Here is a 20,869-nt window from a genome sequence, read left to right as displayed (position 1 = left end):
TCGCCTTTTTTATCGCCTGCGTGCTACAGTTCTGCCACCCGTCTGTCCGGCATTTAGCGTCGGATTTTGCCTCTCGTCACGGTGATCAAACGGCTTCGCATGAACAAATCACGGCAACACGAACTGCTGCGCTGGTTACGCCAGCAACGTCATCATGGCGCACGCAGCCTGCGACTGGCTTCGCTGGCAGGTTTTGCTGCGGCGTTAATTCTCATCGCCCAGGCCTGGCTACTGGCCTCCCTGCTGCAAAAACTGCTGGTGGAACAGCAACCCCGCGCTGAACTGGTGAGTGATTTCCTGTTACTACTGCTGTGCTTCGCACTGCGCGCCGCGCTGCACTACGGTCGTGAGATGGCCGGTTTCAGGGCCGGCGTGGCGATTCGCCGTGCACTGCGGCAACAGGTGCTGGACCGGCTGAACGCGCTCGGTCCGGCCTGGATTCAGGGCAAACCGGCCGGGAGCTGGGCAACGCTGCTGCTGGAACAGATCGAAGAGATGCAGGAGTATTACGCGCGCTATCTGCCGCAGATGTCGCTGGCGGTGTTTGTGCCCTGCGCCATCCTGATCGCCATTTTCCCGATTAACTGGGCCGCCGGACTGATTCTGCTGGCGACCGCGCCGTTGATTCCGCTGTTTATGGCGCTGGTCGGCATGGGAGCGGCCGATGCCAATCGGCGTAATTTTTTTGCGCTGGCGCGTCTGAGCGGCGATTTCTATGACCGGCTGCGTGGACGCGAAACGCTGCGCCTGTTTCACCGCGCGGACGCTGAGCAGCAGGCGATTGCCGCCAGTACGCAGGATTTTCGTCAGCGCACCATGGAAGTGCTGCGCCTCGCCTTTCTCTCCTCTGCGGTGCTGGAGTTTTTCGCCTCGCTGGCGATTGCCGTGGTCGCGGTCTATTTCGGCTTCTCGTACCTGGGTGAACTCAATTTTGGCCATTACAGCACCGGCGTGACGCTGTTCGCCGGTTTCCTCGCGCTGATCCTTGCCCCCGAATTTTTCCAGCCGCTGCGCGATCTCGGCACCTTTTACCATGCCAAAGCGCAGGCGGTGGGCGGCGCAGACGCGCTGGATACTTTCCTGCGCGAAACGCCCCAGCGCGCGCCGCAGGCGGCCACGCAAACGCTGGATGCTGACGCGCCACTCTCCCTCCGGGCGCAGGATCTGGTGATCATGACCGCCACCGGCGAGGCGCTGTCACAACCGCTGAATTTCAGCCTTGCTCCCGGTCAGCGCGTGGCGCTGGTCGGACAAAGCGGGGCCGGAAAAAGTGCGCTGATGAATGTCATGCTCGGTTTTCTGCCCTACCAGGGTTCACTGTGCATTAACGGCCAGGAACTGCGCGACATCAGCCGCAGCAGCTGGCAGCAGCAGCTGGCCTGGGTAGGACAAAATCCGCAGCTGCCGGCGGCGACGCTGCGTGACAATCTCCAGTTCACTGACACGCCGGTGGACGAGGCCACGCTGACCGCCGTGCTGCAGCGCGCTGGCGTTAGCGAATTTTTGTCGCGTCTGCCGCAGGGACTGGATACGCCAGTTGGCGATGGCGGCATCGGCCTGTCCGTTGGGCAGGCACAGCGCATCGCCGTCGCGCGGGCGCTGCTGAAACCGGCCCGCCTGCTGCTGCTGGACGAACCGGGATCCGGGCTCGACAGCCAGAGTGAGCAGCACGTGATGGGCGCGCTACAGCAGGCCGCACAGCAGCAAACTACGTTAATGATTACCCATCAGCTGCACGCCCTCGACCAGTGGGATGAGGTGTGGGTGATGCAGGCCGGACAACTGGTGCAGCAGGGCCACTGGCAACAGCTGATCGCTGAAGCCGGCCCGCTGCGCGAGCTGGCGCAGCATCGTCAGAAGGAGATTGCCTGATGCGCACGTTACTGCCTTTCCTGCGCCTTTATCGCCGCCATCCGTGGCGTTTAGGTCTTGGCGTGGTGCTGGCGATTGTCACGCTGCTCGCCAGCATCGGCTTGCTGACGCTGTCCGGCTGGTTTCTTGCTGCCTCTTCGCTGGCTGGCGTCGCCGGCCTGTACAGCTTCAATTACATGCTGCCCGCAGCTGGTGTGCGTGGCGCGGCAATCACCCGCACCGCCGCGCGCTATTTTGAACGGCTGGTGAGCCACGACGCCACTTTCCGCGTGCTGCAGCATCTGCGCGTCTTTACCTTCAGCCGGCTGATGGCGCTGGCACCGGCGCAGCTGGCGCGCTTTCGTCACGGCGAACTGCTGAACCGCTTTGTCAGCGATGTTGATACCCTCGACCATCTCTATTTACGCGTTATTTCTCCACTGCTGGGTGCGGCGGTGGTGATTGTGGTGGTGACCTGTGGCCTGGCGCTACTCGATATGCGACTGGCGCTGCTGCTTGGGGCGATCATGTTGCTGACGCTGCTGCTGATGCCGCCGCTTTTCTGGCGACTCGGCGCGCGCACCGGCGCGCAGATTGCCCGTTACCAGGCTCGCTGGCGCCTGCAACTGACGCACTGGCTCAGCGGACTGGCCGAGCTGCAGATTTACGGCGCGGCGGCGCTGTGGCGACAGCGGCTGGATCAGGAAGAACGTGCGTGGCAACAGGCGCAGCAGCAGCAACACCGGCTGCAGGCGCTGGCGCAGAGCCTGCTTACGTTGATCGCCGGCAGTACCGTTACGCTGCTGCTGTGGCTGGCCGCCAGCGGCGTCGGCACCAATAGCACACCGGGTGCACTGATTGCCCTGTTTGTGTTTTGCGCGCTGGCCGCGTTTGAAGCGCTAGCACCGGTGGCCGGCGCATTTCTGCCACTGGCGCAGGTGACGCACGCGGCGCAGCGCGTGCATGAGATCATCGATCAACCGCCAGCCATTCACTTCCCGACACAACCGGTTGCGACGCAGCGCGGCCTCAGCCTGACGCTGGAGCAGATCGATTTCAGCTATCCGCAGCGGCCAGAAGCGGTGCTGCACAACTTCTCCCTGACGTTAACAGCCGGTGAACATCTGGCGCTGCTGGGCCCGACCGGCTGCGGGAAATCCAGCCTGCTGGCGCTGATCACGCGCGGCTGGGAAGCGCAGCGCGGCACGATTCGCCTGAACGGGATTGATCTGGCGGCGTGGGACGAAGCCAGCCTGCGTCAGCGTATCAGCGTTGTCACGCAGCGCGTCCATCTGTTCAGCCAGACGCTGCGCGCTAACCTGCTGCTGGCAGCACCACAGGCCAGCGATGCACAGCTGATTGACGTACTGCAGCGGGTTGGGCTGGCGCATCTGACGCAGCACAGCGAAGGGCTGAATGCGTGGATGGGAGAAGGCGGCCGGCCGCTGTCTGGCGGTGAACTGCGCCGGCTGGCGATTGCCCGTGCGCTGCTGCACGATGGCGATCTGTGGCTGCTGGATGAGCCGACCGAAGGTCTGGATGCCGCGACCGAGCAGCAGATTCTCACATTGCTACAGCAGGTTAGCCAGGGAAAAACGCTGATCATGGTGACGCATCGCCTGAGCGGACTGGAAAAAATGGATCGCATCTGTGTGCTTGACGGTGGGCAGATTATCGAATCCGGCAGCCATGACGAATTAATCTCAAAAGCGGGACGCTACTGGCGTTTCCAGCAGCGCTTTGCGCTATAGTCTATGCGTTTAGCCTGAGGGTGACCGACGCCATGAGACTGGTACAACTTTCCCGGGATTCGCTCAATTTCCCGCCGCCGGAGATGGCGCTGCGAGAGCCAAACGGCCTGCTGGCCATGGGCGGCGATCTCTCCCCTGCCCGCCTGATGAATGCCTATCAGCGCGGTATTTTTCCGTGGTTTTCGCCCGGCGATCCAATTTTATGGTGGTCGCCAGATCCACGCGCGGTCCTGCTGCCGGAGTCGTTTCATCTCAGCCGCAGCATGGCGCGCTTCCATCGCCGTTCGCCCTATCGCGTCACCATGAATCACGCTTTTGCACAAGTGGTGGAGGGTTGCGCCAGCGGGCGTCAGGAAGGCACCTGGATCACCTTTGAAGTGAAACGCGCCTGGCTGCGCCTGTATGAGCTGGGCCATGCGCACTCAATCGAAGTCTGGCAGGATCAACGCCTGGTTGGCGGCATGTATGGCCTGGCGCTCGGACAGATTTTTTGCGGCGAGTCGATGTTCAGCCGGGCGGAAAACGCCTCCAAAACCGCGCTGTGGGTTTTCTCACAGCACTTTATTGCGCATCAGGGACGGCTGATCGATTGTCAGGTGCTGAATCCGCATACCGCCTCGCTGGGCGCAGTTGAAATTCCGCGTGTCGACTATCTGCAATACGTGCAAACGCTGGCGTGGCTACCGGTGCAGACCGGCTGCTGGCAAACACAAACCCTTTTTTGACCGACCCCGCAGATGTTTTGCACACAATTCCCGACAAAAGTGATACAATAAGCGAGTTTGGTATGTCGTCCGCGCTTCGCTGTGGCGAGCCGGAATTGCCAGGCTGGGAATCTCACCCTGTTCCCGAAGCTGTTTCAGTTGTGCACCCGATGCCGATTGCTGCAGATTCTTAGCCCGCTAATCCCCCGCAGACGTCAAAAACACCCGAATTTATCCGTAATGCACGCGCAGCGGCGCGACGCACGGCGAAGCGTTGGCAAAAACAGCCAACGTTTCTTTACATAAATCATGGAATTCGGCATTATCTTGCCGGTTCAACAGTTTGGTAGTTCACCCAGAGGATTCGATGGCCAAAGAAGACAATATTGAAATGCAAGGTACCGTACTGGATACGTTACCTAACACCATGTTCCGCGTAGAGCTTGAAAACGGGCACGTGGTTACCGCTCATATCTCCGGTAAAATGCGTAAAAACTACATCCGCATCCTGACGGGCGACAAAGTGACTGTCGAGTTGACCCCGTACGACCTGAGCAAAGGCCGCATTGTCTTCCGTAGTCGCTAAGTTGTTGCACTCGCCTCGCGTTTGCTGATGTAAACTAAGCGCGAAAAAAAAGGCCGGATTTTAATCCGGCCTTTTTCTTATCTGCGCACCCGCTTAATGCACGGTGCCCTCGGTTTTGCGTTTTTCCGCGCTCATGAAGTGGTAGGTGAGCTGGTTTTTCTCTTTATCCAGTCCAACCGACACCGATCCGCCATCCACCAGCGAGCCAAACAGCAGCTCATTAGCCAGCGGTTTCTTCAGGTTTTCCTGCACGGTACGCGCCATCGGACGCGCGCCCATCGCTTTGTCGTAACCTTTTTCGGCCAGCCAGTCGCGCGCATCATCGCTGACTTCCAGCGACACACCTTTCGCATCCAGCTGTGCCTGCAGCTCAACAATAAATTTATCCACCACCTGATGGATCACCTGAGTATCGAGGTGACGGAACCAGATAATGTTGTCGAGACGGTTACGGAACTCCGGCGTAAAGATCTTTTTGATCTCTTCCATTGCGTCGGTGCTGTTGTCCTGCTGAATCAGGCCGATGGATTTACGCTCGGTCTCGCGCACCCCGGCGTTGGTGGTCATCACCAGCACCACGTTGCGGAAGTCCGCTTTGCGGCCGTTGTTATCGGTCAGCATTCCGTTGTCCATCACCTGCAGCAGCAGGTTGAAGACATCCGGATGGGCTTTCTCGATCTCATCCAGCAGCACCACCGCGTGCGGATGCTTGATGACGGCATCGGTCAGCAGACCGCCCTGATCAAAGCCGACGTAGCCCGGAGGCGCACCAATCAAACGACTGACGGTGTGACGCTCCATATACTCGGACATATCAAAGCGCAGCAGTTCAATGCCCAGCGCCTTCGCCAGCTGCACGGTGACCTCGGTTTTACCGACCCCGGTCGGACCCGCAAAAAGGAACGATCCGACTGGCTTACGCTCCTGCCCCAGACCCGCGCGGCTCATTTTGATGGCTTCAGTCAGCGCTTCAATCGCGTTGTCCTGACCAAACACCAGCATTTTCAGACGGTCGCCGAGATTTTTCAGCGTATCGCGATCGGTGGCCGAAACGCTCTGCTCCGGAATACGCGCGATGCGCGCCACCACGGATTCGATGTCCGACACGTTGACAGTTTTCTTGCGCTTGCTGACCGGCACCAGACGCGCACGCGCGCCGGCTTCATCGATCACGTCAATCGCCTTGTCCGGCAGATGACGGTCATTGATGTATTTCACCGCCAGCTCAACCGCCGCACGTACCGCTTTGGCGGTGTAGCGCACATCGTGATGCGCTTCGTACTTCGGCTTCAGCCCGTTAAGAATTTGTACCGTCTCTTCAACCGATGGCTCAGTGATATCAATTTTCTGGAAACGGCGCGCCAGCGCACGATCCTTCTCAAAGATATTGCTGAACTCCTGATAGGTGGTGGAACCCATCACGCGGATTTTACCGCTGGAAAGCAGCGGCTTGATCAGGTTCGCCGCATCCACCTGGCCGCCCGATGCCGCACCGGCACCGATAATGGTGTGGATCTCGTCGATGAACAGAATGCTGTTGTTATCCTGTTCCAGCTGTTTCAGCAGCGCTTTAAAACGTTTTTCAAAATCACCGCGGTATTTGGTACCGGCCAGCAGCGAACCGATATCCAGCGAGTAGATGGTGCACTCTTTCATCACTTCCGGCACGTCGCCCTGCACAATGCGCCAGGCGAGCCCTTCCGCAATCGCAGTTTTACCGACGCCCGATTCGCCCACCAGCAGCGGGTTATTCTTACGACGACGGCACAGCACCTGAATGGCCCGTTCCAGCTCTTTATCGCGGCCGATCAGCGGGTCAATTCCGCCGACGCGAGCAAGCTGATTAAGATTGGTGGTGAAGTTTTCCATACGTTCCTCCCCGCCTGCTTGCTCTTCGTTAACCGGATTTTCCGCGCTGTTCTGCGGCTGGCCCGGTTCGTCTTTACGCGTACCATGGGAGATGAAGTTCACCACATCAAGGCGGCTCACTTCGTGTTTGCGCAGCAGGTAAGCCGCTTGCGACTCCTGCTCGCTGAAAATGGCGACCAGCACGTTCGCACCGGAAACTTCACTGCGACCGGATGACTGGACATGGAAGACCGCACGCTGCAGCACACGCTGGAAGCTGAGCGTCGGCTGAGTGTCGCGCTCCTCTTCGCTGGCAGGCAGCACCGGCGTGGTTTGTTCGATGAAGGCTTCGAGTTCCTGACGCAGAGCCGCAATATCCACCGTACAGGCTTCCAGTGCCTCTCTGGCCGACGGGTTGCTGAGCAGCGCCAGCAACAGATGTTCGACGGTCATAAACTCGTGACGGTGCTCGCGCGCTCTGGCGAAAGCCATGTTTAAACTGAGTTCCAGTTCTTGATTGAGCATTTGGCACCTCCCCCAATTATCGCTCTGACGGACTGAATCCTATATGGAGACAGCTTCAGGCTTTTTCCAGCGTACACAGCAACGGATGTTGATTTTCCCGCGCGTAATTGTTCACCTGGGCGACTTTGGTCTCCGCCACTTCTGCAGTGAATACACCACAGATTGCCTTTCCATGGTAGTGAACTTTCAGCATCAGTTGCGTTGCACGTTCAACATCATAAGAAAAGAACTTTTGCAGAACGTCAATAACAAATTCCATAGGTGTATAATCGTCATTATTCAGAATGACTTTATACATTGAAGGCGGCTTTAACCCTTCGCGTACTTTGTCTTCGGCCAGATGTTCAAAGTTAAGCCAGTCGTTTGTGTTTGCCATAATGTTCCGTTGAAATTCTGCGTTACGGTAGCGCACATTTCTGTGCTCTCACCTCAAGTTTAACACGCCTGTCAAGCCGCTTTTCCTGTGGCAAAAATCGGTCCTGAAAGCGCATGCGCGACCTGTATCACAAAATTTGCAATAGCGTTAACTGCCTCAAATTTTGATGAATTTCTCCCCGTGCGCCAGGGCCGTTTGCTTGACGATAAGGTCCGTTTCTCTACATTCTACTTACACAAGCTGATTGAGTTTTAAACAAACTCGACTCACAGCTTCAATGACCTCACCTACTTATCAAAATGTCTTGCGAGGGAAGTAAAAGCATGGAGACGGGTACTGTTAAATGGTTCAACAACGCCAAAGGCTTCGGCTTTATCTGTCCGATTGGCGGCGGCGACGATATCTTCGCACACTACTCCACGATTCAGATGGAGGGATACAGAACGCTGAAAGCGGGCCAGCACGTTCAGTTCGATGTCCATGAAGGGCCGAAAGGCAACCATGCCAGTCTGATTGTGCCCTGTGAAGCATCGTCACTCTCCTGACGGGCGCGCGTCTGCTCTCATTCTGACCACTCCCGAAAAAAAATGCCAGCCGCAGACGCTGGCATTTTTCTTTGGCGTCCCGCGGCAGTTTTACTCTGCCCGACCGCGCGCCAGCCACATCACGCGGCCAAACAGCTGATCGAGCAACGGCGGAATCGCCTGCGGCCCGCGTTCGGCCGCTGCCATCGCCACCGCAATCGCCAGTTCCGGCTTCGAGCTGTGATGAATGGCTTTGGTAATAATACGCCGCGCGTTCATTGGCACGTTTAACGGCAGGTGCGCCATCTGATGATAGACATCACTAAAGCCCTGCTTATAAAGGAAGTGTTCGATGTCGGGCGCCGGGAACTGCGTGAGATGGTCGCTCTCCTGCTCATGCGGCTGCAGCTGACTGCGCGCAGTGGCGGCATATTTTTTCCCGGCCTCGTCGCCGTCAGTCAGCACGTGCCAGGCAATGCCCATGCGGCGCGCATATTTCAGCAGCGGCTTAAGCCCGGACTGCGCAAACTCAATCACCTTCACGCCTTCCGCGGCAAAATGGTAGCCGCGCTGCCGCGCCAGCTCATTGATGATCCACACTTCGGTTTCACCCTCAACCAGCAGCCAGCAGCGGGCAAACAGCGCCGACGGACGGTTGACGCGGATATGAAAGCCGATACGGCGCGCCTCTTCGGCACTTAATCCTTCCGGCCCGATACGCCACGCCGCCACGCGATCGGGTTCGCGCACCAGTCGGCAGATTTGCTCCAGCGCCACCTGTGACAGCAGCTCGCCGGAGTTCGTGGTGGCGATTTTTTGCAGCGGCATCAGCGCCAGCAGATTCCACGCCACCGACAGCATGATGGGATGCAGCCGCGTTTCCGGATCCTCCACCAGCAGTAAGGGGCGCGCGCCCGCGGGTAGCGCATCGCTGCCGTGCGCCTGCAGCAGGAGCGAAAACATGCGCAGCAGAATCACCTGGCGACTGCGCGATTCGGTACCGGCGATCAGCTGATTGAGCTGATCGAGCGAACGCCAGCCCTGACTGCCGTCACGCAGTTCCGGCGCAACCCGCGCGGCGCCCGTGTCCGGTTGCTGTACCAGAAAATAGTGCGCCATCAGCTGCTGCATGGTATGCAATCCCTGGCGCAACAGCTCGTCGCTCAGGGTTTGCGGCCGCGCCACCAGATCGCGCGTCAGGCTATGCATCTCCTGCGCCAGCGCGCTTAGCGTATCAGCGCGCCGCTGCGTGTCATTGTCGCTATGGCGCGACCGCCGGCCAAAGCGCGCATCACGCAGGCGCAGCACCGGATAGTACGCGCGCAACTGCGCCAGCGCGGCGTCGGTGCCCGCCAGCGGCAGCACCTCGCCACGCGCATCAATAAAGCGCCAGCGGGTTTTGACTTCGCTGCCCTGGCGCGTCGCCAGCGTACTGAAGCGCAGGTAGCGCCCCGCGTCATCCTGCTGCCAGAACGGCGCAAACTGCGCTTCATGCTCATCGCCCTGCGCGCGAAAGCGAAACACCAGCTGCAACTTATGCCGCCGGGCTTCCACCTCACCGGGCGGAAAATGGAAGTCCTGTTCGGTGAACATATAGGGCTCAGCGGCCGGTGCCAGCAGCAGCGTTAGCGCATCCAGCAAACTGGATTTACCCCACGCGTTTTCCCCAATCAGCAGATTGGTGTCGGTCAGCGGCAGCGACAACCGGTTAATGCCGCGAAAGCCGTGTATATCGATATGTTCCAGAATCATCGCGCAGTCCCTCCGTGCTTTGCCAGAGCATGGTCCGCCGCGCTGCGTTGGTCAAGTCGGCAGCGGGAGAAAAGGTTTACACTTCAGGCATTTTCCATTAGCGTGGCGTCTCGCAAAAAAGGACGTCATTTTTCATGTATACCGGACTGCTTATCATTCTGGTGCCGCTGATGGTGGGCTATTTGCTGCCGTGGCATCAGCCTGCACTGTTGCAGCGCGTTAACCGCCTGTTGAGTTTGCTGATTTACGCCATTCTGTTTTTTATGGGTACCAGCCTCGCCTTTCTCGACAATCTCGGCACCAATTTGCTGATCGTGTTTAAAACCGCGCTGATTGCCGCGGGCGCCATTCTGAGCTGCTCGCTGCTGGCGCTATGGCTGCTGGATCGCCGCTGGCCGTGGCGGCAGCAGCATCGCCAGCAGAATCTGCCGTCGCGCTGGCACATGGTGCTGGAGTCACTCAAGCTGTGTGTGGCGGTGCTGGCCGGTTTCCTGCTGGGATTAACCCAATGGGCGCCGCTGCGTCATGCCTCCACCCTGAGCGAGATCGCGCTGGTGGTGCTGCTGTTCCTGGTGGGCGTGCAGCTGCGCGGCAGCGGCATGACGCTGCGCCAGATCACCCTGAACCGGCGCGGCATGACGGTAGCGCTGGTATCCCTGTGCGGCTCGCTGGGCGGCGGGGTACTGGCAGCGTGGCTGCTCGGCGTTTCGCTGTCAACCGGACTGGCGCTGGCCAGCGGCTTCGGCTGGTATTCGCTGTCCGGCATTCTGATGACCGAAGCGTACGGCCCGGTGATCGGCAGCGCCGCCTTCTTTAACGATCTGCTGCGCGAGCTGGCTGCGGTGCTGCTGATTCCGGTGCTGGTCAACCGCTACCGCAGTATGGCACTCGGGCTGAGCGGTGCCACGTCGATGGATTTTACCCTGCCGATTCTGCAGCGTGCCGGCGGAATGGAGATTGTGCCTGCGGCCATCGTGCACGGTTTTATCATGAACCTGCTGGCACCGATCCTCATCGCCCTGTTTTCCGCCTGACGCGCAGCGCATTTTTTCACGCCCGCTGCGCTGCGGCTTCGTCTACGCTTTCTCTCTGACATGTTTTTTGCCATCCGACTGGATGGCCAACACCAGAAAGGAGCGAACGATGAAGCAAACAGTGGCGGCCCTGCTGGCCAAAACGCTGGAGAGCGCCGGCGTAAAACGCATTTGGGGCGTAACCGGTGACTCCCTCAACGGACTGAACGACAGCCTAAACCGCATGGGCACCATTGAATGGATGCCAACGCGCCATGAAGAAGTGGCCGCTTTTGCCGCCGGGGCGGAAGCACAAATCAGCGGTGAGCTGGCAGTGTGTGCCGGCTCCTGCGGCCCTGGCAACCTGCATCTGATCAACGGCCTGTTTGACTGCCATCGCAACCATGTTCCGGTGCTGGCAATTGCCGCGCACATTCCTTCCAGCGAAATCGGCAGCGGCTATTTTCAGGAAACCCATCCGCAGGAGTTATTCCGCGAGTGCAGCCATTACTGCGAACTGGTCTCCAATCCGGAACAGCTGCCGCAGGTGCTCGGCATTGCGATGCGTAAAGCCATCCTCAATCGCGGCGTGTCGGTGATTGTGTTGCCGGGTGACGTGGCGCTGCAGGCGGCGCCGGAGAACGCGCGCAGCGAATGGTATCCGCCGCAGCTGCCGCAGGTGGTGCCGTCGGTCAGTGAACTGACGCGCCTCGCAGAGACGCTCAATGAAGCGAAAAATATCACCCTGATGTGCGGCAGCGGCTGCGCCGGTGCCCATGCGGAAGTGGTAAAGCTGGCCGAAACGCTGAAAGCACCGGTGGTGCACGCCATGCGCGGCAAAGAGCACCTCGAGTACGACAACCCGTACGACGTCGGCATGACCGGGCTGATCGGCTTCTCATCCGGCTATCACGCCATGATGAATGCCGACACGCTGGTGCTGCTCGGCACCCAGTTCCCTTATCGCCCGTTCTACCCGGCAGACGCGCGCATTATTCAGATTGATATCAATCCGGCCAGCCTCGGCGCGCACAGTCACGTCGACATGGCGCTGGTGGGTGACATCAAAGCCACACTGCTGGCGCTGCAGCCCCAGCTCACCAGCCACAGCGACCGTCATCACCTCGATCGCGCACTGGAGCACTACGCGGATGCGCGCAAAGGGCTGGACGATCTGGCGACCGCCAACGATAAGCAGGCGATTCACCCGCAATATCTGGCCCAGCAGATCAGCCACTATGCGGCTGATGACGCCATCTTTACCTGTGATGTAGGCACGCCAACGGTGTGGGCGGCGCGCTATCTGAAAATGAACGGCAAGCGCCGTCTGCTCGGCTCGTTTAACCACGGTTCGATGGCCAACGCCATGCCGCAGGCGCTGGGCGCACAGGCCATCGATAAACAGCGCCAGGTGGTTGCGCTGTGCGGCGATGGCGGCTTCAGCATGCTGATGGGCGATTTCATCTCGCTGGCGCAGCTTAAGCTGCCGGTGAAGCTGGTGATCTTCAATAACAGCGTGCTGGGCTTTGTGGCGATGGAGATGAAAGCCGGCGGCTATCTCACCGACGGCACCGATCTGGAGAACCCGGACTTCGCCGCCATCGCCACCGCCTGTGGCATCAAAGGGATCCGCGTGGAAAAAGCCTCGGAGCTCGATGGCGCGCTGCAACAGGCGTTCGCCCACGACGGTCCGGTGCTGGTGGACGTGATCACCGCCAAGGAAGAGTTGTCGATGCCACCGCAAATCAAAGCCGAGCAGGCGAAAGGTTTCAGCCTGTATATGCTGCGCGCGATCCTGAATGGCCGCGGTGATGAAATCGTCGAGCTGGCGAAAACCAACTGGCTGCGGTAAAACGAAGAGACTTGCCGGATTAATCATCATGCGGGCGCTTAGCCCGCTTTTTTATGTCAGGAGAACAACGTGATCGATTTACGCAGTGATACCGTGACCCGCCCGAGTGCCGCGATGCTGGATGCGATGATGGCGGCCGAAACTGGCGATGATGTCTATCGCGATGATCCCACCGTCAATGCGCTGGAGGCTGAAGCGGCGCGCCTGAGCGGTAAAGCGGCTGCGCTGTTCTTCCCTACCGGCACCCAGGCCAACCTGGTGGCGCTGCTGTGCCACTGCCAGCGCGGCGATGAGTACATCGTCGGCCAGCAGGCGCACAACTACAAATATGAGGCTGGCGGTGCCGCAGTGCTCGGCAGCATCCAGCCGCAGCCGATCCTCGCGGCTGCCGACGGCACGCTGCCGCTGCACGACGTGGCGGCAGCCATCAAGCCGGACGACATGCATTTTGCCCGCACCCGCCTGCTTAGCCTGGAAAATACCCATCACGGCAAAGTGCTGCCGCTGAGCTACCTTGAACAGGCGTGGCAATTTACCCGCGAGCGCCAGCTGGCGCTGCACATTGACGGCGCGCGCATCTTTAATGCCGTGGTGGCGCAGGGTGTGCAGCTGATCGATATCGCCCGCTACTGCGATAGCCTGACCATCTGCCTGTCGAAAGGACTGGGCACGCCGGTCGGCTCCCTGCTGTGTGGTGATGAAGCTTATATTGAGCAGGCGCGGCGCTGGCGCAAAATGACCGGCGGCGGCATGCGCCAGGCCGGCATTCTGGCTGCTGCCGGTCTCTACGCGCTGCAGCATAACGTGGCGCGTCTGCAGGAGGATCATGACAACGCCGCGTGGCTCGGCGCACAGCTCAGCGCTATTGGTGTGGAAGTGGTGAGCCAGCACACTAACATGCTGTTCGTGAAAGTGCCGGCGGAGCAGGTCGCACCGCTACAGCGCTGGATGCTGGCGGGCGACGTGCTGCTCAGCGTAGGTCCGCAGACCCGCATCGTCACCCATCTGGATGTCAGCCGCCAGCAATTACAGCAGCTGGTGGCGCGCTGGCAGGCCTTTCTCCAGCCGTAACGCCGCTACGCGCGGCTACTGTGCCGCGCCGTATTTCGCCAGCAGCGCACGGGCGATGGCCAGCGTCTCGGCATCGGCTTCGCCACGGTAATCACGCGGGCGGAAATGCATCTGAAACGCCGCAATCAGTTTGCGCTGCATCTGCGGCGTTTGCGCAGCGGCAACGTCATAACCATAGCGCTGCAGCGCAGCCAGTAGCGTTGCAGCCTCGACCGGGGCATCCGGCGGCTGGTTAGCCAGATAGCGCTGCACCGTGGCGGCATCCGGCCACGCTCCCAGCCCCTGCCGAGCCAGCTGTTGCCACGGAAACAGCGGACCGGGATCCTGCTTGCGCTGCGGCGCAATATCACTGTGCCCGACAATATTTTCCGGACTGATGCCGTAACGCTGGCTGATATCGCGCACCAGCGCGGTCAGGGCCGTGATTTGCGCGGCGGTGAACGGCTGCCACTGCCGGCCGGTCAGCGTGCGGCGATAGCCGGCATTGACGATTTCGATGCCAATTGAGGTGTCATTAATGCGCGTTGCGCCGCGCCAGGAGCTCGGTCCGGCATGCCACGCCAGCTGGTTTTCAGGCACCAGCTGCCAGATCACCCCGGCGCCGTTTTTCTGCGGCGGCTGCTGCGGAATCAGATAGTGCGCGCTGACGTTGCGGTCCGTCAGGGTCGCCAGCGACGAGGGAAAGTCCTCCGCCGTGTAGTGGATTACCACCACTTTGATGCGCGGTCTGGCCCCCTGTGCCGGGTGCGCGCTATCGACCCAATAGCCGTTGCGCGCTTCCAGCGTCGACTGGCAGGCGCTGAGCAGCAGCGCCATCGCCAGCAGTAACACCGCGCGCATTAGCGCACGATCACCGCAGTACCGGTAACGCTCACCATCAGCATGCTGCTGTCTTTGCCCACGGTTTCGTAATCAATATCAATGCCAACCACTGCATTGGCGCCCAGCGCTTTCGCCTGTTCTTCCAGCTCTTCGAAGGCGATCTGCCGCGCTTTGCGCAGCTCTTTCTCATAGGCACCGGAGCGGCCGCCGACGATATCGCGGATGCCGGCAAAGAAGTCGCGGAAAATGTTGGCACCGAGAATCGCTTCGCCGGTCACAACGCCGCAATATTCAGTGATGCTGTGCCCTTCCAGGGTTGGCGTAGTCGAAAATTTCATCGTTCTCTCCTGTGGTGATTCATGAGGCGATAGCTCGTACGGCGTAAAAGCACGGCTATACTCTATGCTAAAAATGGCGCTTTGCCAGTGAACAATAAGGAAATCGAGATGAGAAACAAAGCCCTTGCGCTGCTTGTTCCCGCTGCATTGCTGCTGAGTGCCTGTACCACCGTTGAGCCGGTGATCAAGGACAACGGGCCGCGTACCGCACCCTGCGTTGATGGCGGTCCGGACAGCGTGGCGCAGCAGTTCTACGATTTACGTGTCAGCCAGCCAACCCAGGGATTGCCGGACAGCACCACGCTGGCAAAATATCGCCCGTACCTGAGCGACAACCTGTATCAGAAACTGCTGCATGCCAGCAGCGAGAGCAACCCACCAGCAGCGTGGCGCCAGGGCGATCTGTTCTCCAGCCTGGCACAGGGGCCCACTGCCGCTGACGTGGCCAGCGCCTCCAGCATTCCTAACCGCGACGCGCGTAATATTCCGCTGCGCGTGACGCTGAGCCGCGGCGATAAAAGCTGGCGCGATGAAGTGCTGATGATCCACGAAGGCACCTGCTGGGTGGTGGATGATGTGCGCTACGTCGGCGACTGGCCTCACGCCGGTGGCGGCTCGCTCAGCCAGCTGCTGGAAGAGAAAAAATAGTCGCGCATTTTTTCCGCACTCAGCCGCAACCATTAGCGCGCCGCACCATTGCGGCGCCGCTAAGCTTCCGCGCAACAGCCAACGCTTACCCGTCAGCCCCTTTCCCCACTGCCCTGCCCGATTTTGTGCTACGCTTTTGCTGTTTAATTGCTCTTTAATAAATTTTAACCCACCTCAATTGCATAACTATTCTGGTGACGTTAAGATTTGCGACACTAATTGCTATTCATTTTTTGCGCATGAGTATTCAACTAAACGCCATCAACTGTTTTTACGGCGCCCATCAGGCGCTGTTCGATATCAACCTGGCCTGCCCGCAGGGCGAAACGCTGGTGTTGCTCGGCCCGAGTGGCGCGGGTAAAAGTTCACTCCTGCGCGTGCTCAACCTGCTGGAGCTGCCGCGTTCCGGTAGCCTGCAGATTGCCGGCAACCACTTCGATTTCAGCCAGACGCCGTCCGACAACGCGATTCGCGAACTGCGTCAGAATGTCGGCATGGTGTTCCAGCAGTACAACCTGTGGCCGCACCTCAGCGTGATGCAGAACCTGATCGAAGCACCCTGTCGCGTGCTCGGGCTCAGCAAAGATGCGGCACGCGCGCGCGCCGATAAACTGCTGGAACGTCTGCGCCTGACGCCATACGCCGATCGTTTTCCCCTGCACCTTTCCGGTGGCCAGCAGCAGCGCGTGGCAATTGCGCGCGCGCTGATGATGGAGCCGCAGGTGTTGCTGTTTGATGAACCAACCGCGGCGCTCGACCCGGAGATCACGGCGCAGATCGTCAGCATCATTCGTGAGCTGGCGCAGACGCAGATCACGCAGGTGATTGTGACCCACGAAGTTGAGGTGGCGCGCAAAACCGCCAGCCAGGTGGTGTACATGGAGAACGGTCGCATCATTGAACAGGGCGATGCCAGCCACTTTACACAGCCGCAAACCGACGCGTTTGCTCATTATCTTTCGCACTAAGTCAGGATGCTTCTAATGAAAAAAGTTGTACTTGCTGCACTGCTTGCCAGCCTGAGCCTGAGCGCTTCTGCCGCGCAAACCCTGCGTTTCGCGACCGAGGCGTCTTATCCGCCGTTTGAATTTGTCGACTCCGACAACAAAATCCAGGGCTTTGACGTCGATCTGGCCAATGCGCTGTGCAAAGAGATCGATGCGACCTGCACCTTTACCAACCAGGCCTTCGACAGCCTGATCCCCAGCCTGAAATTCCGCCGTTTTGACGCGGTGATGGCCGGCATGGATATCACGCCAGAGCGTGAAAAGCAGGTGCTGTTCACCAAACCTTACTACGACAACTCTGCGACCTTCATCGCGCAGAAAGGCAAGCTGGCGGACGTTGCGGCGCTGAAAGGCAAGCGTGTGGGCGTACAGAACGGCACCACGCACCAGAAATACCTCTCTGACAAGCACAGCGACATCACCATCGTGCCTTACGACAGCTACCAGAATGCGGTGCTCGACCTGAAGAATGGCCGTATTGATGCGGTGTTCGGGGATACCGCCGTGGTAAACGAGTGGCTGAAGCAGAACGCCAACCTCGCCGCGCTGGGTGAGAAAGTGACCGACAAAGCCTACTTCGGCACCGGTCTCGGCATCGCCGTGCGTCAGGGCAACAGCGAACTGCAGCAGAAGTTCAACGGCGCGCTGGATAAGATCAAAGCCGACGGCACCTACAAAACCATCTACAACAAATGGTTTCAGCAGTAATTTCTGATGAATGAAATGATTCCACTCGCAAGCGCCGCCGGCATGACCGTCGGCCTTGCCGTTTGTGCCCTGATCGCCGGCCTCGCGCTGGCGATGATTTTTGCTGGCTGGGAATCGCTGCGCTGGAAACCGCTGGCGTGGATCGGTACCGGGCTGGTGACGCTGATTCGCGGCCTGCCGGAAATTCTGGTGGTGCTGTTTATCTATTTCGGTGCCTCGCAGCTGCTGCTGACGCTGTCGGACGGCTTCCAGCTCAATCTGGGCCTGTTCACCCTGCCGGTGCAGATGCAGATTGAGAACTTTGATGTCAGCCCGTTCCTGTGTGGCGTGATTGCGCTGGCGATGCTCTATTCGGCTTACGCCTCTCAGACGCTGCGCGGTGCGCTGAAAGCGGTGCCGTCCGGCCAGTGGGAATCAGGCCAGGCGCTGGGCATGAAAAAGTCAGCGATTTTCTTCCGCCTGATTATGCCGCAGATGTGGCGCCATGCGCTGCCCGGACTCGGCAATCAGTGGCTGGTGCTGCTCAAGGATACGGCGCTGGTGTCGCTGATTAGCGTCAACGATCTCATGCTGCAGACCAAAAGCATTGCGACGCGCACCCAGGAGCCGTTTACCTGGTATCTGGTGGCTGCCGCGATCTATTTAGTGATTACGCTATTCAGTCAGGCGGTGCTGCGCCGTATTGAATCACGTACCACGCGTTTCGAGCGGGGGGCCTGACGCATGCTGGCGTATTTACCTGAGCTACTGAAAGGCCTGCATACCAGCCTGACGCTGACGGCCGCCTCGCTGGTCGCCGCGCTGCTGCTGGCGCTGCTGTGCACCATTGTGCTGGCGCTGAAGCTGCCGCTGCTCAACTGGCTGGTCAAAGGCTATATCACCCTGTTTACCGGCACGCCGCTGCTGGTGCAGATTTTCCTGATCTATTACGGTCCCGGCCAGTTCCCCAGCATTCAGAACGTGCCGTGGCTCTGGCATTTACTGTCGCAGCCGTGGCTGTGTGCCATGCTGGCGCTGTCGCTTAATAGCGCAGCCTACACCACACAGCTGTTCTACGGCGCGGTGCGCGCCATACCAGCCGGTCAGTGGCAGTCCTGCGCCGCGCTGGGCATGCGCCGCCGCGATACGCTGCGTATTCTGCTGCCGTACGCGTTTAAGCGCGCCCTCTCCTCTTATTCCAACGAAGTAGTGCTGGTGTTCAAGAGTACTTCGCTGGCCTATACCATTACGCTGATGGAAGTGATGGGCCACGGCCAACTGCTGTATGGCCGCACCTACGACGTCACCGTGTATGCTGCCGCCGGTCTGATTTATCTGGTGGTTAACGGCCTGCTGACGCTGCTGATGCGCCTGGTCGAGAAGCGCGCGCTGGCATTTGAGCGCCGCAACTGATCGTCTGACGCGGCGCGAAGGAAAGCGCCGCGCCCTTTCTCGCTATATCTGATCGCAGCGAAATAAATTTTTAATCATATTTATTGCATACAAATGCATTAACTGGCATCGTGTAAATCGTTTCGCCTCTGGCATGGTTTACAGGAGCCTTATAATGAAAAAATGGATTGTTGCAGCAGTGATGGCAACGCTGGCAATGAATGCTTATGCGGCAGAGAAAATTCGCTTTGCTGCCTCAGCCACCTATCCCCCGTTCGAATCACTCGATCAGAATAACCAGATTGTCGGTTTTGATATCGACCTCGCTAAAGCGCTGTGTCAGGAGATGCAGGCCGAGTGCACTTTCACCAACAATGCCTTTGATAGCCTGATTCCTTCGCTGAAATTCCGTCGCTATGACGCGGTCATTTCCGGCATGGATATCACCGCCGAGCGCAGTAAGCAGGTCGATTTCACCCAGCCCTACTACGCCAATTCGGCAATCGTCATCGCCCACAAAGGTGAATATAGCGACTTTAGCCAGCTGAAAGGCAAACGCATCGGCGTGGAAAACGGCACCACCCATCAGAAATACCTGCTGGAGAAGCATCCGGAAGTGATTGCGGTGGCCTACGACAGCTACCAGAACGCGATCCTCGACCTGAAAAATGGCCGGCTCAACGGCGTGTTTGGTGACAGCGCAGTCGTCAATCAGTGGCTGAAGGCCAATGCGGATTTGAGCACGGTCGGCGAGCACATTACCGACAGCGACTACTTCGGCACCGGGCTCGGCATTGCGGTGCGCAAGGGCAACAGCGCGCTGCTGCAACAGCTGAATAGCGCGCTGGCGGCGCTGAAAGCCAACGGTCGCTGGCAGCAGATCAATCAGAAGTGGTTCCCGGAATAAGCATTATGGAGTTGCGTGGCGCCGGGCCTGCCAGGTTCTGCACGTCCTCAGCGCAGCCGGGCGCTACGCGATTCCACCCTTACGACGCAGTAACGTCAGCACCTCAAAATGTGCGGTGTGCGGGAACATATCGAACAGCTGCACGCGGCTGATGTCATAGTCGGCCAGGCGGGCAATGTCCTGCGCCATGCTGGCGGGATTGCAGCTGGAATACAGGATGTAGTCCGGCGCCATGCGGCTCAGCCAGGCGCACAGTTCTGCACCAATACCGCGACGTGGCGGATTGACCAGCACCAGCTGCGGCACGCTCGTATGCCCGGTGGCAAACTGCGTGGAATCCAGCGCGGCAAAACTAACCTGCTCTAACCCCAGCTGCTGCGCCGACTGCTGCGCGCAGGCGATGGCTTCCGCACTGATTTCAATGCCGGTCAGCTGCATCTGCGGCGTGGCGCAGTGCAGGCCAAAGCCGCCAACGCCACAGAACAGATCCCACATGCTGTGCACCGGCAGCTCCGCCACCCAGTCGCGTGCCGTTGCGTACAGCGCAGCCGCCACCTGCGGGTTAGTCTGGAAGAAACTTTGCGGACGGATATACAGCGGCACGTCGTTAAAGCGTTCCGGCAGTGCCTGCTCAGGCGTCAGCGCCATCTCCTCCTCGCCCTCCAGTATCGCCATGTGCACCGGCTGAATATTGGCGGAGATCACCTGCAGCTGCGGCAGCTGCTGTTGCAGCCACGGCAGCGCGGCGCGCAGCTGCGCCAGTTTGCTGTGCGAGCGCAGGACAAAACGCAGCATCATGCCGCCCTGGGTACTCTCCGTCAGCAGCAAAAACTTCAGCTCGCCGCGTTTGCGCGCCACGTTGTACGGCGTCAGACCGGCACGGGCGATAAAGGGTTTCAGCACGTCGAATACCGCCGCGAAGCTGGCGGGATAGAGCGGACAGGCGCAGAGATCCACCGGCTCGCCGTCACGCGCCACCATGCCGAACAGCGGTTTTTCCACGCTGCCGCTCACCACCATCTTGGCTTTATTGCGAAACCCCTGCTGCGCCGAGGTAACCGGCGGCCGCCAGTCGGCGACCGGCATGCCGTCCAGCAGCTGCGTCAACTGCGTCTGCTTGTCGCTCAGCTGTTGCGGATAGGGTTTTTCCAGCCACTGACATGAGCGACAGCGACCGGCCTGATAAAGCGCGCAATGCATGGAAAGGCCTGTATT

The 20,869-nt window shown here is 59.5% G+C and carries 20 protein-coding genes; 14 read left to right on the top strand and 6 right to left on the bottom strand.

Annotation, left to right across the window (positions count from 1 at the left end):
• Positions 1-99: 99 nt before the first annotated feature.
• From cydD to infA, 4 genes are all read left to right on the top strand, one after another.
• Complete coding sequence (gene cydD, locus CBW22_RS08085; RefSeq protein ID WP_088516415.1) at positions 100-1,872, top strand: heme ABC transporter permease/ATP-binding protein CydD; 1,773 nt, start codon at positions 100-102, stop codon at positions 1,870-1,872.
• Positions 1,872-3,602 (top strand): heme ABC transporter ATP-binding protein/permease CydC, encoded by a 1,731-nt coding sequence (gene cydC / locus CBW22_RS08080; protein ID WP_088516414.1) that lies wholly within the window; start codon positions 1,872-1,874, stop codon positions 3,600-3,602. Before cydD ends, cydC begins: the two co-directional genes overlap by 1 nt.
• 32 nt (positions 3,603-3,634) lie before the next feature.
• The gene (aat, locus tag CBW22_RS08075) at positions 3,635-4,327 is read left to right on the top strand and encodes a leucyl/phenylalanyl-tRNA--protein transferase (protein WP_088516413.1); all 693 of its coding nucleotides are present in this window, start codon (positions 3,635-3,637) and stop codon (positions 4,325-4,327) included.
• 346 nt (positions 4,328-4,673) lie between these two features.
• Positions 4,674-4,892 (top strand): translation initiation factor IF-1, encoded by a 219-nt coding sequence (gene infA, locus CBW22_RS08070; RefSeq protein ID WP_002211347.1) that lies wholly within the window; start codon positions 4,674-4,676, stop codon positions 4,890-4,892.
• Positions 4,893-4,985: 93 nt separating this feature from the next.
• Here the strand turns inward: infA and clpA are convergent, their stop codons facing one another.
• Together clpA and clpS are read right to left on the bottom strand one after the other, a co-directional pair.
• Positions 4,986-7,265 (bottom strand): ATP-dependent Clp protease ATP-binding subunit ClpA, encoded by a 2,280-nt coding sequence (gene clpA / locus CBW22_RS08065; RefSeq protein ID WP_021508362.1) that lies wholly within the window; start codon positions 7,263-7,265, stop codon positions 4,986-4,988.
• Between the two features lie 55 nt (positions 7,266-7,320).
• The gene (gene clpS / locus CBW22_RS08060) at positions 7,321-7,641 is read right to left on the bottom strand and encodes an ATP-dependent Clp protease adapter ClpS (protein WP_021508363.1); all 321 of its coding nucleotides are present in this window, start codon (positions 7,639-7,641) and stop codon (positions 7,321-7,323) included.
• A gap of 323 nt (positions 7,642-7,964) precedes the next feature.
• On the opposite strand from clpS, the gene cspD reads away from it, so the two are divergent.
• A complete protein-coding gene (gene cspD, locus CBW22_RS08055; protein WP_058757774.1) occupies positions 7,965-8,186 on the top strand; it encodes a cold shock-like protein CspD in 222 nt (73 codons plus the stop codon).
• A gap of 90 nt (positions 8,187-8,276) precedes the next feature.
• On the opposite strand, the gene CBW22_RS08050 is transcribed toward cspD, so the two are convergent.
• Positions 8,277-9,917, bottom strand: coding sequence for an ATP-dependent nuclease (locus CBW22_RS08050; RefSeq protein WP_088516412.1), 1,641 nt, complete (start codon positions 9,915-9,917; stop codon positions 8,277-8,279).
• Positions 9,918-10,051: 134 nt separating this feature from the next.
• Here CBW22_RS08050 and CBW22_RS08045 point away from each other — a divergent pair, with 134 nt between their 5' ends.
• From CBW22_RS08045 to ltaE, 3 genes are all read left to right on the top strand, one after another.
• The gene (locus CBW22_RS08045; RefSeq protein ID WP_021508365.1) at positions 10,052-10,951 is read left to right on the top strand and encodes a lysine exporter LysO family protein; all 900 of its coding nucleotides are present in this window, start codon (positions 10,052-10,054) and stop codon (positions 10,949-10,951) included.
• A gap of 109 nt (positions 10,952-11,060) precedes the next feature.
• Positions 11,061-12,782, top strand: coding sequence for a ubiquinone-dependent pyruvate dehydrogenase (gene poxB, locus CBW22_RS08040; RefSeq protein ID WP_088516411.1), 1,722 nt, complete (start codon positions 11,061-11,063; stop codon positions 12,780-12,782).
• Between the two features lie 69 nt (positions 12,783-12,851).
• Complete coding sequence (gene ltaE / locus CBW22_RS08035; protein WP_088516410.1) at positions 12,852-13,853, top strand: low-specificity L-threonine aldolase; 1,002 nt, start codon at positions 12,852-12,854, stop codon at positions 13,851-13,853.
• A gap of 15 nt (positions 13,854-13,868) precedes the next feature.
• Here ltaE and CBW22_RS08030 read toward each other — a convergent pair whose 3' ends face one another.
• Positions 13,869-14,693 carry an N-acetylmuramoyl-L-alanine amidase gene (locus CBW22_RS08030; RefSeq protein ID WP_088516409.1) on the bottom strand — a complete coding sequence of 275 codons (825 nt, stop codon included), beginning with the start codon at positions 14,691-14,693 and terminating at the stop codon, positions 13,869-13,871.
• A complete protein-coding gene (locus CBW22_RS08025) occupies positions 14,693-15,013 on the bottom strand; it encodes a heavy metal-binding domain-containing protein (protein WP_058757780.1) in 321 nt (106 codons plus the stop codon). The genes CBW22_RS08030 and CBW22_RS08025 overlap by 1 nt, the downstream gene beginning before the upstream one ends.
• A gap of 108 nt (positions 15,014-15,121) precedes the next feature.
• Here CBW22_RS08025 and CBW22_RS08020 point away from each other — a divergent pair, with 108 nt between their 5' ends.
• The 6 genes from CBW22_RS08020 to CBW22_RS07995 all read left to right on the top strand — a co-directional run bounded on the left by CBW22_RS08020 (position 15,122) and on the right by CBW22_RS07995 (position 19,654).
• Positions 15,122-15,661 (top strand): lipoprotein, encoded by a 540-nt coding sequence (locus tag CBW22_RS08020; RefSeq protein ID WP_088516408.1) that lies wholly within the window; start codon positions 15,122-15,124, stop codon positions 15,659-15,661.
• Positions 15,662-15,900: 239 nt separating this feature from the next.
• Complete coding sequence (artP, locus tag CBW22_RS08015) at positions 15,901-16,629, top strand: arginine ABC transporter ATP-binding protein ArtP (protein ID WP_058769534.1); 729 nt, start codon at positions 15,901-15,903, stop codon at positions 16,627-16,629.
• 15 nt (positions 16,630-16,644) lie between these two features.
• Positions 16,645-17,376 carry an arginine ABC transporter substrate-binding protein gene (gene artJ, locus CBW22_RS08010; protein WP_021508372.1) on the top strand — a complete coding sequence of 244 codons (732 nt, stop codon included), beginning with the start codon at positions 16,645-16,647 and terminating at the stop codon, positions 17,374-17,376.
• A gap of 6 nt (positions 17,377-17,382) precedes the next feature.
• Positions 17,383-18,096, top strand: a complete 714-nt coding sequence (gene artQ / locus CBW22_RS08005; RefSeq protein ID WP_021508373.1) for an arginine ABC transporter permease ArtQ — start codon at positions 17,383-17,385, stop codon at positions 18,094-18,096.
• A gap of 3 nt (positions 18,097-18,099) precedes the next feature.
• Entirely contained in the window at positions 18,100-18,768 is a 669-nt protein-coding gene (gene artM / locus CBW22_RS08000; RefSeq protein ID WP_021508374.1) for an arginine ABC transporter permease ArtM, read from the top strand.
• 154 nt (positions 18,769-18,922) lie between these two features.
• On the top strand, positions 18,923-19,654 hold the full coding sequence (locus CBW22_RS07995; RefSeq protein ID WP_088516407.1) for an arginine ABC transporter substrate-binding protein: 732 nt from the start codon (positions 18,923-18,925) through the stop codon (positions 19,652-19,654).
• A gap of 63 nt (positions 19,655-19,717) precedes the next feature.
• On the opposite strand, the gene rlmC is transcribed toward CBW22_RS07995, so the two are convergent.
• On the bottom strand, positions 19,718-20,854 hold the full coding sequence (rlmC, locus tag CBW22_RS07990; RefSeq protein WP_088516406.1) for a 23S rRNA (uracil(747)-C(5))-methyltransferase RlmC: 1,137 nt from the start codon (positions 20,852-20,854) through the stop codon (positions 19,718-19,720).
• Positions 20,855-20,869: the final 15 nt, after the last annotated feature.

Source organism: Pantoea sp. VS1 (genome assembly GCF_002207995.1).
Classification (GTDB): domain Bacteria; phylum Pseudomonadota; class Gammaproteobacteria; order Enterobacterales; family Enterobacteriaceae; genus Pantoea; species Pantoea dispersa.
The sequence above is the reverse complement of the archived record's forward strand: the minus strand, read 5'-3'. Positions and strand labels throughout refer to the sequence as shown.